We start from the raw sequence: 535 nt of genomic DNA on the forward strand, positions 1-535 counted from the left end.
ACAGGGTCATGGAGTAGATGCCCATCATGGGGGAGGGGCTGAGTCCTTCGATGCTCGCGATGTTGATGATGCTGCCGCCGCCCTGGTCCACCATGATCGCGGCGGCGCGCTGGGCCATCATGAAGTAGCCTTTGACGTTGACTTCGAAGGTCTTGTCGAAGGCCTGCTCGCTGGCGTGGAGCATGGGGCCGAAGTAGGGGTTGGTGGCGGCGTTGTTGACGAGGACGTCGAGACGGCCGAATTCGTTCCTGATGCGGTCGAAGAGGGCGTCTACCTGCGCGACGTCGCCGGTGTGGCAGGCGACGGCAAGGGCCTTGCCGCCGGCGTCGCGGATGGCGCCGGCGACGGCGTCCACACCGTCCTGGCGGCGGGAGGAGACGATGACGGTGGCCCCGAGGCGGGCGAATTCCCGGGCCATGGCTTCGCCGATGCCGCGGCTGCCGCCGTTGACGAGAATGATCTTGTCCTTGAGGGAGAAATCCACCATGGCGTTTTTCCTTCTGACGATGGAGCGGGAAGATGCACGCTATCATAT

General features: G+C 64.3%; 1 protein-coding gene. It reads right to left on the minus strand.

Going from position 1 to position 535, the window contains the following annotated elements; translation table 11 throughout:
* Positions 1 to 487, minus strand: a 487-nt coding sequence (locus tag N2041_RS14765) for an SDR family NAD(P)-dependent oxidoreductase (protein WP_297679390.1), incomplete at its 3' end; no start/stop codon positions are given.
* Positions 488 to 535: the final 48 nt, after the last annotated feature.

It is taken from the genome of Tepidiforma sp. (assembly GCF_026419595.1).
Lineage (GTDB): Bacteria > Chloroflexota > Dehalococcoidia > Tepidiformales > Tepidiformaceae > Tepidiforma.